This is a genomic window from Burkholderia pseudomultivorans (assembly GCF_001718415.1).
GTDB lineage: Bacteria > Pseudomonadota > Gammaproteobacteria > Burkholderiales > Burkholderiaceae > Burkholderia > Burkholderia pseudomultivorans_A.
Map to the genome: position 1 here is coordinate 4,153,377 of NZ_CP013378.1, position 12,487 is coordinate 4,165,863.

Sequence of the window (12,487 nt, forward strand, 5' to 3'; positions counted from 1 at the left end):
CGGCGCTACGCACCGGCATCGCTCACAGCATCTCCAGCGCACGCTTGCTGCGCGGTGCGCGGAAATACGCGTCGAGCTGCGCACGCTCGTCGTCGGTCAGCACGAGATCGAGCGCCGCGCGATTGTCGCGCACGTGTTCGAGCCGCGCCGCCTTCGGGATCGCGAACACGCCCGGCCGCGCAAGCACCCACGCGAGCGCCACGCGCATCACCGATACGCCGCGCTCGCGCGCGATCTCGTCGAGCGGCGAGCGCTTCGGCAGGCGCGCATGATCGACCGGGCTGTACGCCATCGCCGGCATGCGGTGATCGGCGAGCCACGGCAGCAGGTCGAATTCCGGGCCGCGCCGCGCGATGTTGTAGAGGACCTGGTTGGTCGCGCATGCGCCGCCGCCCGCCTCGTCGACGAGCTCGGCCATGTCGGCCGTATCGAAGTTGCTCACGCCCCAGTGACGGATCTTGCCGGCCTGCTTCAGCGCCTCGAACCCTTCGACCGTCTCCTCGAGCGGCACCGAGCCGCGCCAGTGCAGCAGGTACAGGTCGAGGCGGTCGGTGCGCAGGCGCTTGAGGCTCGCCTCGCACGCGGCGACCACGCCGCGCCGGCTCGCATGGTGCGGATAGACCTTGCTGACGAGGAACACCTCGTCGCGCAGGCCGTGCAGCGCTTCGCCGAGCAGGGTTTCGGTCGCGCCGTCGCCGTACATCTCGGCCGTATCGATCAGGGTCATCCCGAGCGCGATCCCTTCGCGCAACGCGGCGATCTCGTCGGCGCGCCGGGCCGGCCGCTCGCCCATTTCCCAGGTGCCCTGGCCGAGCTTCGGGATCGTCTCGCCGTCTGGCAACGCAACCGTGGCGATCGTGTCTGTCATGCGCTCCTCGCTGCGGATTCGTGGCCGCCCCATCGCGGCCGAAGCATGGAATACGACGCATCAGTGTAGTCAATCGGCGCGCGCGGCGCCTATTGCACGGCAAAAACCGGCTATAACGGCGCCGCACGATGACTTAGAATGGCCGCAACCTGATCGACACCCATCCCATGAAGGCACCCACGGACGACCGCTGGCAGGACCTGCGCCCCGACCCCGACAACGATACGCCGCTCTACCTGCAGCTCGCCCGCAAGCTCGGCGACGCGATCCACGACAACCGCTGGACGGCCGGCGAGGCACTGCCTTCGGAACGGGTGCTGTGCGATGCGCTCGGCGTGTCGCGCATCACCGCGCGCAAGGCGATCGCGCTGCTGGTCGAGCAGGGCTTGATCCGCCGGACGCAGGGCGCGGGCAACTTCATCCAGCCACGCTACGAAGATCCGCTGTCGCGGCTGTCGAGCTTCAGCGAGATGCTCGAGCGGCGCGGCTTCAAGCCGAGTTCGCAATGGCTCGCGCGCGAGATCCAGCCCGCCAACCGCGACGAAGTGATCCAGCTCGGGCTGTCGCCGGCCGCGTCGGTCACGCGCCTGAAGCGGCTGCGCCTTGCCGACGGCATCGTGATGGCGGTCGAGAACTCGACGTTCCCCGCAACGCTGATTCCCGATCCGCAGGCGATCGGCGGCTCGCTGTACAGCTATCTCGAAGCGCGCGGCACGCCGATCGTGCGCGCGCTCCAGCATTTCCGCGCGGTCAATGCGAGCGACGAGATCGCCGAGCAGATGGGCATCGCGCCGCACGACGCGCTGCTGCTGATCACGCGGATCGGCTATACGGCGGACCAGCGCGCGATCGAGCTGACCGATACCTACTGCCGCAACGACTACTACGACTTCGTCGTCGAGCTGCGCAAGTAAGTCGCATCCTGCATGCGCGCGCGCGACGCGGGAACGGGCGCCGGGCCGCCGGCACTCAGAGCCAGCACGCGTCGTCGGTGCCGAGCGGCACCGGCGGCCGCGCGAACGACGGCGGCGTCGCCGACAACCGCTCGGCCGGACGCACCGCGTCGATCGTGCCGAACGGCGACGCGATGCGGTCGATCCGGTCGCGCACGTCGGCAGGCGCGAGATCGGGCGCACCCGCGCCGTCCGGCACGAGGCCGAACGACTGCAGCCAGTGTCCGGTCTGCGCGAGCGACAGCCGCACGTGCCAGCTGCCCCCTTCACGCGCGCGGCGCGCGAGCGCGATCATCGCGCCGAACGCCGCCAGATACCCGGTCGCATGATCGAGCGCCTGGCACGGCAGATGACGCGGCCCGTTCGCGTGCGCGGCCTGCTGCTCGCGCCACGCGATCCCGCTCGCCGACTGCACGAGACTGTCGAAACCGCGCCGCTTCGCCCACGGCCCCGCGTGCCCGTACGCGGACACCGACACGCAGACGATCCCGGGCCGCTGCTGCGCCAGCGCCTGCGGCGCGAAGCCGCGCGCGGCGAGCGCGCCCGGGCGGTATGCCTGCAGGAACACGTCGGCGTCGCGCACGAGCCCGCGCAGCGTCTCGACGCCGGCCGCGTCGCGCAGGTCGATCCACGTCGAGCGCTTGCCGCGTCCGTTGTCGATCACAAGCGGCGCGATGTTCGGCAGGTGCGGACCGTTGACCAGCAGCGTCTGCGCGCCGTGCGACGCCAGCGTGCGTCCGGCGACCGGCCCCGCGATGATGCGCGTCAGGTCGAGCACGCGCACGCCCGCGAGCGGCCGGTCCGCCTCGCCGCGGCCGATCGGCTCGACCGGCGCATCGCCGATCCGCTCGATCTCGAACAGCGGCAGCGACGCGATCGCCTGCGCCTGCTCGTGCGCGGCCCATTCTTCAGGGGTTCTGATCAAGGCCGCGCACAGCCCGGCTTCGGCGAGCGCGGTATCGAGCGCCGCGCCGTCCCAGCTGCGGATCGCCCTGGCGACGTCGTCCGGCTGCGCACCGCAGCCGAGCACGTCGAGTATGCCGTGCAGGTGATGCGCAAAGTTCGCATGCAGCTGGATCCAGCGCCCGTCGCGCGTCTCGTAGAAACCGGTCACCGGATGACGCAGCTCGGGGGGCGGGCCGTCGTCGACGCGCAGGTAGCGTTCGCTGCGAAACGCGACGAGCGCATCGCGCACCGACACCTCGACGCGCTGCGCGACGCCCGTGCGCAGCCGGTGGCATTCGGCCGCCGCGAGCCCGGCCGCGGCGATCGTCGCTGCGGCGAGCGTGCCGACATGAAACGCCGACGGCAGCGTCGGATCCTGTCCGGTGAGGGTCGCGCGGGCGCGGGCGTCGGCCTCGCCGTGCGCGAGTTGCCACAGCTGATTCAGTGCGAGTGCGGGTGTCATGGCGGGAGAGACGAACCGTTGGGGAGACGGAATCGAGTCTAGAATTCGCGACAGGCGCGATCAATCTTGATTGCACGAATCAATACATAACGAATAGTTGTAGCGCGGCCGCGCTTCATGCGCGCCGACTGGAGCCATCGGCATGACCTCCCTCAGTGCGCCGGAAGCGGCCGGCATCCTCGGTGTCAGCGTCAGCACGCTCTACGCGTATGTGAGCCGCGGCCTGCTGCGCTCGCTGCCCGACGGCGCGAGCAAGCGCCGCCGTTACGACGCGGACGAGGTGCGGCTGCTCGCGCGCCGGCGCGCCGACGCGAAGCGCGCGGGCGGCGTCGCGGAGCGCTCGCTCGACTGGGGCGTGCCGGTGCTCGAATCGCGGATCACGCAGATCGCCGACGGCCGTCTGCGCTACCGCGGCGCCGATGCGCTCGCGCTCGCCGACGACGCGACGCTGGAACAGGTCGCGGCCCGGCTCTGGGACTGCGCGCCCGCGCGGCTCGCCGCCGCGTCGCTCGCGGCGGCCGGCTTCGACGCCGCGCAATGGCAGGACTGGGCCGTGCGCTGGGCGCATCTCGCGCCGCTCGAGCGCACGCTGGTGCTGCTGCCGGCGGCGGCCGCGTCGCTGCCGCGCCGCTGGGCGCAGGGCCGCGACGCGCAACTCGACTCCGCCGCGCTGCTGCTGCGCGTGACCGCCGCCGCGCTGGCCGGCATCGCGCCGGACGATGCGCCCGTGCACCGTCAGCTCGCGGCCGCGTGGCGCGTGCGGCGGCGCGACGAAGCCGACCTGCTGCGCCGCGCGCTCGTGCTGTGCGCCGACCACGAACTGAATCCGTCGACGTTCGCGGTGCGCTGCATCGCGTCGACCGGCACGCACCTGTTCGGCGCGATCGCGGGCGGGCTCGCGGCGCTGTCCGGCCCGCGCCATGGCGGCGAGACCTTCCGCGCCGCGGCGCTGCTCGACGATGCGGCCCGCGCCGCCGATCTCGACCGCTTTCTCGCGCTGCGCCTTGCGCACGACGAACGCGCCGACGGCGGCCGCACCCTGCTGTCCGGCTTCGCGCATCCGCTCTATCCGGACGGCGACCCGCGCGCGCGATCGCTGCTCGACGCACTGGAGGCCGCCGTGCCGGACCGCCCCGCGCTGCGCATGGCCCGCGCGCTCGCCGCACGCGTCGAAGCGGCGACCGGCCTGCGGCCGGCGATCGACTACGCGCTCGCGGTGCTCGAACGCACGCTCGCGCTGCCGGACGGCGCCGCGTTCACGCTGTTCGCGGCCGGCCGCACGGCCGGCTGGATCGCGCACGCGCTCGAGCAGTACGCGGACGGCAAGCTGATCCGCCCGCGCGCCCGCTATGTCGGCAGCGACGCGGCCGTCTGACGCCGGCTGTCGCGCCAGGCGGCGAGCGGCCGCCACCACGCGTGCGCGGCCTGCACGACCGGCGCCGCCTGCGGCCCGAACGCGAAGGTCGCGCCGCCGCGCGCCGCGCTGATCCATACGCGCATCCCGGGTGTCAGTGTCAGCACGTCGCCGGCGCGCAGCCAGTGATCGTCGGGCCGCCCCTCGACCGTCGCCCACAGCGCACCGTCCGCCACCTGCAGCGCGGTGCGATCGACGATCCGCCACCGCGCGGCCGGCTCGTCGCCGTCCATCACGTAGAGTCGCAATTCACGCATGGCCGCCTCCTGGTCGCATTCGTCCGATGACAGCAGTATTTCGGACAGCGGCAGCACGCGGACAGATACGCCTGCGGACACTTTCGGCTGAACTGTACCGGCCCGCCGGCGGACGGGCATCCGCTCGCGGCCCGGACCCACGCCGGCCGGCGCGCACACGGGGTCGAATCTGCAAGGCGCGGCCGCTTTCCCTACAATGGCGACTGTCCCGCGCCACCGCCCCGCCGACATGTTCCAACGCCCGCCTGCCGCCGCTCCCGGCGAAAAAAACCTCACCGTCATGCTCTGGCTCGTCGCGACGGGCTTCTTCATGCAGACGCTCGACTCGACGATCGTCAACACCGCGCTGCCGTCGATGGCCGCGAGCCTCGGCGAATCGCCGCTGCGGATGCAGTCGGTCGTGATCGCGTATTCGCTGACGATGGCCGTGATGATTCCGGTGTCCGGCTGGCTCGCGGATACCTTCGGCACGCGACGCGTGTTCTTCAGCGCAATCCTGGTGTTCTCGCTCGGCTCGCTGCTGTGCGCGAACGCGCATACGCTGACGCAGCTGGTCGCGTTCCGCGTGGTGCAGGGCGTCGGCGGCGCGATGCTGCTGCCGGTCGGCCGGCTCGCGGTGCTGCGCACCTTCCCGGCCGAGCGCTACCTGCCCGCGCTGTCGTTCGTCGCGATCCCCGGCCTGATCGGGCCGCTGATCGGGCCGACGCTCGGCGGCTGGCTCGTGAAGATCGCGTCGTGGCACTGGATCTTCCTGATCAACGTGCCGGTCGGCGTCGCGGGCTGCATCGCGACCTTCTATTCGATGCCCGACGCGCGCAATCCGGCCGTCGGCCGCTTCGACGTGAAAGGCTACCTGCTGCTGACGATCGGCATGATCGCGATCTCGCTGTCGCTCGACGGCCTCGCCGATCTCGGCATGCAGCACGCGGCCGTGCTGGTGCTGCTGATCCTGAGCCTCGCGTGCTTCGTCGCGTACGGGCTGTACGCGGTGCGCGCGCCGCAGCCGATCTTCTCGCTCGAACTGTTCAAGATCCATACGTTCAGCGTCGGGCTGCTCGGCAACCTGTTCGCGCGGATCGGCAGCGGCGCGATGCCCTACCTGATTCCGCTGCTGCTGCAGGTGAGCCTCGGCTATTCGGCGTTCGAGGCCGGGCTGATGATGCTGCCGGTGGCCGCGGCCGGGATGTTCTCGAAGCGGCTCATCACGCGCCTGATCACGCAGCACGGCTACCGCAAGGTACTGCTCGCGAACACGATCATGGTCGGCGTGATGATGGCGAGCTTCGCGCTGATGCGCGACACGGTGCCGGTGTGGGTGAAGGTCGTCCATCTCGCGCTGTTCGGCGGCTTCAACTCGATGCAGTTCACCGCGATGAACACGCTGACGCTGAAGGATCTCGGCACCGGCGGCGCGAGCAGCGGCAATAGCCTGTTCTCGCTGGTGCAGATGCTGTCGATGAGCCTCGGCGTGACCGTCGCGGGCGCGCTGCTCGCGACCTTCACGGGGATGCTGCGCACCGTGACGCCGAGCAACACGCTGCCCGCGTTCCATGCGACCTTCATCTGCGTCGGCATCATCACGGCCGCGTCCGCGTGGATCTTCGCGCAGCTCGCGCCGGAGATCCGCAGCACCGCGCGCAAGACCGACCCGTCCGAGCGCACGTGACGCGCGGCGGCGCATCGCGCACCACGGCGGTGCAATCAGGCCGCGCGGTGCGCCGCGGCGGCCCGCCGCACGGGGCCGGATGCCGTGCATGCTTCTTGCTCGCCTATTCTGTAGGTAAACTGGCAGCCTTCCCTCGGCCGACATCATGAGCATGATCGACATCGATCCCCCCGGCTTTCAGCCGCCCCGCCCCGTCGCCGGCGACGACGGCAACCGGCGCACCGTGCTGTACGGCGGCTATACCGTGTTCAGCGTGTTCCAGCCGGTTTTCTCGGTGTCGCACCGGCGCGCGATCGGCTATCACGCGTCGCTGCGCGCGCACGACGAGGAAAACCGCCAGGTCGCGTCGCACGAGGTGTTTACGCAGGCGGCGCGGCGCGGCGACCTGCTCGAGCTCGGCCGGCTCGCCGAATCGCTGCACCTGGGCAACTTCCACGCGTTCGACAGCCACGACGAATGGCTCTTCCTGAGCCTGCATCCGGCCGCGCTGATGGACACCGTCTATGGCGACGCGCTGCTCGCGAACCTGAAGGCGCTCGGGCTGCCGCCGCACCGCGTGGTGCTCGAGGTGCCCGAGCAGGCGGGCGGCGAGACGCCGCGCTACGCGGCGATCGTCGACGGGCTGCGCAAGGCCGGCTTCCTGATCGCGCTCGGCGGCTTCGGCGCGAAGCATTCGAACATCGACCGCGTGTGGCACCTGCACCCGGACATCGTCACGCTCGACCGCGGGATCCTCGCGCAGGCGAGCGAACACTCGCATCTCGAACGCGTGCTGCCGAAGCTCGTGTCGCTGCTGCACGAATCCGGTCAGCTCGTGCTGATGGGCGGGCTCGCGACCGAACGCGACGCGCTGATCGCGCTCGAGTGCGACGTCGATTTCGTGCAGGGCCAGTATTTCGCGGGGCCGAGCGTCGAGCCCGTGCAGCCGCAGGCCGCCGCGGGTTGCATGGACACGCTGTCGGCCGCGTTGCGGCTGCGCGTCGCCGCGCGCGAGCGCACCCAGGCGGAACGACTCGCGCCGTACGTCGCCGCGCTCGAGGAGGCCAGCCGGAAGATCGGCGCGGGCGCGACGCTGCTCGATGCGGCCGCCGCGGTGCTGGGGCTGCCCGAGACCGCGCGCTGCTTCCTGCTCGACGCGTCGGGCCGCCAGATCGGCGACAACGTGCTCGCGCGCGGCAGCGTATCGCAGCGCGCGAAGCGCTTCCGGCCGCTGCTGCATTCGGAAGGCGCGAGCTGGGAGCGCCGCCCGTACTTCATCCACGCGATGCGCGCGCCGGGCCGCGTGCATCTGACGCCGCCCTACCTGTCGATCAACGAGGCGCACCTGTGCGTGACCGCGTCGGTCGCCGCGCCGGCCGCGACCGGCATGCAGGTGCTGTGCGTCGACATCAACTGGGAAGCGGCGCTGAACCGCGAATAAGCGCCAGGGCCCGTTCACGCCAACGACGGGCTTGCGCCGGCCCTAGGCCGCCTCCGCCCTGCGCGCGATCAACCGGTGCACGCGCTTGCCGGACGACGCGCTGACCACTTCATGCTCGTCGATCACGCGCATGCCGGCGCCAAGCGCGGCACGCATGCGCGCGGCGTCGAGCGGCGTGTACAGGCGCCCGCGCTCGTCGCGCAGCGCGCCGCTGCCGGCCACCCGCCAGCTCAGGTACAGCGTGCCGCCCGGCATCAGCAGTTCGGCCAGCCGCGTGGCCGCCGCCACCGCGTCCGCCGGTTCGAGATGCATGACGACCGTCTCGCACAGCACGTTGCGAAACGCGCCGGACGGCACGCCGGCCAGCGCCGGCAGCGCGGCCTGTTCGAACCGCAGCGCGGGATGGTGCCGCCGCGCCTCGTCGAGCAGCGCCGCGCTCGCGTCGTAGCCGCGCGCGTCGAATCCGCGCTCCGTCAGCCACGCGGTATCGCGCCCCGCGCCGCAGCCGACGTCCGCGGTCGGTCCGGGCGAAAAATACTGCTCGAGCAGCGCATACATGTCGTCGGGCGGGGCCTGGTCGAGCCAGTCCTGCGCGAATTGCGCGGCATGGGCGTCGTAGGCGTCGAGGGTCGGGCGATCCACCATGTCGATTGCTCCGCAAGCGCGTCGTGCGACGCATCCCGGCATCTTAGCCGTTGCGCGGCGCGCACGCTGCCGGCCGCGACCGCCTGCCCGTCCTCCCGCTCATCCTCCCGGTCACACGGCCGGCGCCGCGCCGTCGCGCGACGCGGCCGCCGCGAGCGTCGCCCACAGCGCGTCGCCGCGCCATGCCGGACGCACCGCGGCGGCTTCGGCGTCGTGCACGAGCGCGCACAGCCGCGCATTGACGCTCGCATGCCCGCCGACGCGCTGCGCGAGCCGCACCACCTCACCGTTGATCCACTCGACTTCGGTCGCGCGGCGCGCGGCCAGATCGTCGGACATCGACGACCGCGCGAGCGGATCGATCGCGAGCATCGCGCCGCCGAGCACGCGGAACACCGGATCGGGCAGGTCAAGCACGGCCGGCACCCACGCGGCCGGCAGCGGCGTGAGCCGCGCGGGCCGGATCGCCGCGCGCGCGAGCCAGTGCAGCGCCTCGCGCTGCGCGAGCGCGACGCAGCGCCGGTATGCATGCTGCGCGAGCTCGTCGCGCAGCGGCAGGTTGGCGAGTGCGTTGACCGCGTTGTTCAGGTTCAGCAGCAGCTTCGCCCATTGCACGGCCTGCATGTCGCGGTGCAGCGCCAGCGGCAGCCCGGCGCTCGCGAACAGCTGCGTGAACGGCGCAAGCGCAGGCGACGCGTCGGCCGCGAGCGTGCCGGCCGAGCCCTGGTGAAACGCGCCCGGCCCGCGTTCGATCACGTTGAACGGCACCATGCCGGCCAGCACGGTCGCCCGCGGCAGCGCATCGCGCAGCACGCGCGCGTTGTGCAGCCCGTTCTGGAAGCTGATCACGATCGCGCCGGGCCGCAGCACGCCGGCCAGCTGCATCGCCACGTCGTGCGTCGCCGCCGATTTCACCGTGACGAGCACGAGCCGCGCTGCGGTCGCCGCGGCCGGATCGGTCGAGAACGCGACCTCGGCCGGCGCGAGCGCCGCGCGATAGCCGCGCCGGTCGGTCAGCACGAGCCCGTGCGCGCGAATCGCGTCGCCGATCCTTGCCCGGCCGATCAGCTGCACGGGCGCGCCGGCCGCCGCGAGCCGGCCGCCGAGATAGCAGCCGACCGCGCCTGCGCCGAACACGCAGACCGGCGCCGCCCGCGCATCAGACATGCGAATGCGCCGCGCCGTGCACGGGCCCCGCGCGCCGTTCGACCTCGCGGCGCAGGTCGCCGCGCAGCCCGACGAAGAACGCGACCTCGGCGACGACGAACAGCGGCCCGACCATCAGCCCGACCAGGTCGTCGACGAACGCGGGCTTGCGCCCTTCGAACCAGTGCCCGACGAACTGCACGATCCAGCCGACGACGAACGCGCCGACGCCGATGCCGACCCATTGCGCGGTCGGCAGCAGCGCGAGCGACTGCGCGCCCCACAGGCCCAGCGCGAACAGCGCGCTCATCACCACGCCGAAGCGCAGGTCGAGCCGCAGGTAGAACGCCGCGAACACGACGGCGAGCAGCAGCGCCGGCGACAGCGCGACGCCGGCCAGCATGCCGAACGCCGGCCGCGACAGCAGCACCTCGACCGCGAACACGATCAGCGGGATGCCGACCAGATGCGTCGCGATGTTGCGCGCGTCGCGGTGGTAGGCCGCGTACTGGGAAAGGTGGTCTTCGAGCGTCTTCATCGCGTCTCCTGTACGGTCATACGGTCGTTGAGCGCTATGATGCGCGTCACGCCCGAGAACCTCTGTCGGCTACCCGACATCGCATGCCCATGCCGTCGCCGCTCGCTCCTTACCTGCCGCAGATCGAAGCCAATCCGTGGTTTGCCGCGCTGCCGCCCGCGCTCGGCGCCGACCTACTCGCCCGCGCGGTGCTGCGCCGCCTGCCGGCCGGCCATGCGCTGTTCCGGCGCGGCGACCCGCCATGCGGGCTGTATGCGGTGCTGGCCGGCTCCCTCACGATAGGCGCGGTCGATCCGCAGGGCAAGGAAGCGCTGCTGACGGTTGCCGAACCCGTCACCTGGTTCGGCGAGATCGCGCTGTTCGACGGCCAGCCGCGCACGCACGACGCGATCGCGCTCGACGACGCGCTGCTGCTGCACGTACCGCAGGCCGCGCTGCTCGAAATCCTCGATGCGACGCCGCAATACTGGCGGCAGTTCGCGCTGCTGATGGCGCAGAAGCTGCGCCTGAGCTTCCTGACCGTCGAGTCGATGAGCGTGATGCCGGCCGCGCAGCGGCTCGCCGCGCGGCTGCTGATGATCGCCGACGGCTACGGCGGCATCAGCGCGGGCCGCACGCGCATCCGGCTGTCGCAGGAGAAGCTCGCGGCGATGCTGTCGCTGACGCGGCAGACCACCAACCAGCTGCTGAAGGCGCTGCAGGCCGACGGCGTCGTGCGGCTGCATGTCGGCGAGATCGAACTCGTCGACGTCGAGGCGCTGCGACGCGCGAGCGGGCTGCCGGACGGCGGCGTACACTGAAGCGGCACGCCGGCGCAATCCGCGCGCCGCTGGCCGACGCCGAACGCCGCCCCGCCGCCCTCGCGTTGCGCTATCGTGGCGGCTCGTCCGTTCGCCACTCCGCCCCGTGTTGAAACCCTCGACCGCTACCATCCCGTCGCACCGCCCGTGGCTCGTTTTCGTCGCGTTCCTGCGGCTCGGCCTCACGTCGTTCGGCGGACCGGTCGCCCACCTCGGCTATTTCCGCGACGAATTCGTCACGCGGCGCGGCTGGCTGACCGAGCGCACCTATGCGGATCTGGTCGGGCTGTGTCAGTTCCTGCCCGGCCCTGCGAGCAGTCAGGTCGGCATGGCGATCGGCCTCGCGCGCGCCGGTTATGCGGGGATGCTCGCCGCATGGCTCGGCTTCACGCTGCCGTCCGCGCTGCTGATGGTGCTGTTCGCGCTCGGCATGCACGCGACCGGCGCGCCGATCGAAGCGGGTGCGCTGCACGGTCTTCGCATCGTGTCGGTCGCCGTGATCGCGCAGGCGGTCTGGGGGATGGCGCGCACGCTGTGCCCGGATGCGCGCCGCGTGACGCTGATGGCCGCGGCCGCGTGCGTCGCGCTGCTCGCGCCGGGCGCGTGGCTGCAGGTCGCCGTGATCGCGGCGGCGGGCGCGGCCGGCCTCGTGCTGCTGCCGCAGGCCGCGCGCAGCGCGCACGATCCGCTGCCGCTGCATGTGTCGCAGCGCGCGGGGATGCTGTGGCTCGCGTCGTTCGCGGTCTTGCTGGTCGCGCTGCCGTTCGCGGCGCGCGCGCTGCATGCCGACGCGCTCGCCGTCGCCGACGCGTTCTTCCGCACCGGTGCGCTCGTGTTCGGCGGCGGCCACGTCGTGCTGCCGCTGCTGCAGGCGGCGGTCGTCGCGCCCGGCTGGGTCGGCGACTCGGCGTTCCTCGCCGGATACGGCGTCGCGCAGGCGGTGCCGGGGCCGCTGTTCACGTTCTCGGCGTTCCTCGGCGCGTCGCTGCGAATCGCGCCGAACGGCTGGCTCGGCGGCGCGCTCGCCCTCGTGTCGATCTTCGCGCCGTCGTTCCTGCTCGTCGCGGGCACCGCGCCGTTCTGGGAACGCCTGCGCCGCAGCGCGCGCATGCAGGCGGCGCTCGCGGGCGTAAACGCCGCCGTCGTCGGGCTGCTGCTCGCCGCGCTCTATCACCCGGTCTGGTCGGACACGATCGTGTCGCCGCGCGACTTCGGCGCGGCGCTCGTCGCCTTCGTCGCGCTGACGTTCTGGCGCGTGCCGCCGTGGGCCGTCGTGATCGCGAGCGCCACGCTCGGCTGGCTGGCGGCGACGCTCGCGTAAGCGGACGCGGCCGGCGCGCGCGGGCAGGCGCAAACATGAAAAAAGCCCTCG

Annotated in this window: 12 protein-coding genes; 6 read left to right on the forward strand and 6 right to left on the reverse strand. The window is 72.1% G+C overall.

From position 1 onward, the window contains the following. Positions 1–22: 22 nt before the first annotated feature. Positions 23–868: an aldo/keto reductase gene (locus WS57_RS31500; protein WP_059603460.1), complete on the reverse strand. Its 846-nt coding sequence runs from the start codon at positions 866–868 to the stop codon at positions 23–25. A gap of 167 nt (positions 869–1,035) precedes the next feature. Between WS57_RS31500 and WS57_RS31505 the strand changes: the two genes are divergently transcribed. Beyond that, positions 1,036–1,782: a GntR family transcriptional regulator gene (locus WS57_RS31505; RefSeq protein ID WP_059513246.1), complete on the forward strand. Its 747-nt coding sequence runs from the start codon at positions 1,036–1,038 to the stop codon at positions 1,780–1,782. 55 nt (positions 1,783–1,837) lie between these two features. Here WS57_RS31505 and WS57_RS31510 read toward each other — a convergent pair whose 3' ends face one another. Further along, positions 1,838–3,229, reverse strand: coding sequence for a CoA transferase (locus WS57_RS31510; protein ID WP_059603457.1), 1,392 nt, complete (start codon positions 3,227–3,229; stop codon positions 1,838–1,840). 142 nt (positions 3,230–3,371) lie between these two features. On the opposite strand from WS57_RS31510, the gene WS57_RS31515 reads away from it, so the two are divergent. Further along, positions 3,372–4,604 (forward strand): citrate/2-methylcitrate synthase, encoded by a 1,233-nt coding sequence (locus WS57_RS31515; protein ID WP_059513242.1) that lies wholly within the window; start codon positions 3,372–3,374, stop codon positions 4,602–4,604. On the opposite strand, the gene WS57_RS31520 is transcribed toward WS57_RS31515, so the two are convergent. Continuing rightward, the gene (locus WS57_RS31520; RefSeq protein WP_059513284.1) at positions 4,577–4,900 is read right to left on the reverse strand and encodes a DUF2917 domain-containing protein; all 324 of its coding nucleotides are present in this window, start codon (positions 4,898–4,900) and stop codon (positions 4,577–4,579) included. The two genes, WS57_RS31515 and WS57_RS31520, sit on opposite strands and share 28 nt — an antisense overlap. A 229-nt stretch (positions 4,901–5,129) precedes the next feature. Between WS57_RS31520 and mdtD the strand changes: the two genes are divergently transcribed. Continuing rightward, positions 5,130–6,566 carry a multidrug transporter subunit MdtD gene (mdtD, locus tag WS57_RS31525; RefSeq protein WP_009693687.1) on the forward strand — a complete coding sequence of 479 codons (1,437 nt, stop codon included), beginning with the start codon at positions 5,130–5,132 and terminating at the stop codon, positions 6,564–6,566. Between the two features lie 145 nt (positions 6,567–6,711). After that, positions 6,712–7,986 (forward strand): EAL domain-containing protein, encoded by a 1,275-nt coding sequence (locus tag WS57_RS31530; protein WP_040128021.1) that lies wholly within the window; start codon positions 6,712–6,714, stop codon positions 7,984–7,986. Between the two features lie 42 nt (positions 7,987–8,028). Here the strand turns inward: WS57_RS31530 and WS57_RS31535 are convergent, their stop codons facing one another. The 3 genes from WS57_RS31535 to WS57_RS31545 form a co-directional block, all read right to left on the reverse strand. Beyond that, complete coding sequence (locus WS57_RS31535) at positions 8,029–8,631, reverse strand: class I SAM-dependent methyltransferase (RefSeq protein WP_059513240.1); 603 nt, start codon at positions 8,629–8,631, stop codon at positions 8,029–8,031. 111 nt (positions 8,632–8,742) lie between these two features. Beyond that, positions 8,743–9,798, reverse strand: coding sequence for a 2-dehydropantoate 2-reductase (locus WS57_RS31540; protein WP_069245286.1), 1,056 nt, complete (start codon positions 9,796–9,798; stop codon positions 8,743–8,745). Continuing rightward, positions 9,791–10,315 carry a DUF962 domain-containing protein gene (locus WS57_RS31545; protein WP_009695104.1) on the reverse strand — a complete coding sequence of 175 codons (525 nt, stop codon included), beginning with the start codon at positions 10,313–10,315 and terminating at the stop codon, positions 9,791–9,793. The genes WS57_RS31540 and WS57_RS31545 overlap by 8 nt, the downstream gene beginning before the upstream one ends. An 89-nt stretch (positions 10,316–10,404) precedes the next feature. On the opposite strand from WS57_RS31545, the gene WS57_RS31550 reads away from it, so the two are divergent. Further along, positions 10,405–11,115 carry a Crp/Fnr family transcriptional regulator gene (locus WS57_RS31550; RefSeq protein ID WP_069245287.1) on the forward strand — a complete coding sequence of 237 codons (711 nt, stop codon included), beginning with the start codon at positions 10,405–10,407 and terminating at the stop codon, positions 11,113–11,115. Between the two features lie 109 nt (positions 11,116–11,224). After that, the gene (gene chrA, locus WS57_RS31555) at positions 11,225–12,436 is read left to right on the forward strand and encodes a chromate efflux transporter (RefSeq protein WP_069245288.1); all 1,212 of its coding nucleotides are present in this window, start codon (positions 11,225–11,227) and stop codon (positions 12,434–12,436) included. The last annotated feature ends 51 nt before the right edge of the window (positions 12,437–12,487 follow it).